1 protein-coding gene is annotated in these 242 nt (G+C 40.5%); it reads left to right on the top strand.

The features are described from left to right. A partial coding sequence (locus tag AAEY88_RS15185) for a PepSY domain-containing protein (RefSeq protein WP_350563728.1) occupies positions 1–242 on the top strand: 242 nt, incomplete at both ends.

Raw genomic sequence — 242 nt, 5'->3', positions numbered from 1 at the left:
GTCAAGATCGACGCCAATACTGGCAAAGTCATCGAGACTGAAAAAGAGAAGTTAGATAAAGAAGACATGGCTGAATATAGAGCGCTGATGCAAGCCAAAGTTACGCTAACTAGTGCTATGCAAAAAGCCACTCAAAGCGTAAATGGTAAAGTCATCGGTGTTGAGTTCGAGCTTGAAAAAGGTCAAGCCTTATATGACATCGAAGTTGTCAAAGACAATCAGATATATGATGTGAGCATAGA

This window comes from Psychrobacter sp. CAL346-MNA-CIBAN-0220 (assembly GCF_040309805.1).
Classification (GTDB): Bacteria; Pseudomonadota; Gammaproteobacteria; order Pseudomonadales; family Moraxellaceae; genus Psychrobacter.
The sequence above is the reverse complement of the archived record's forward strand: the minus strand, read 5'-3'. Positions and strand labels throughout refer to the sequence as shown.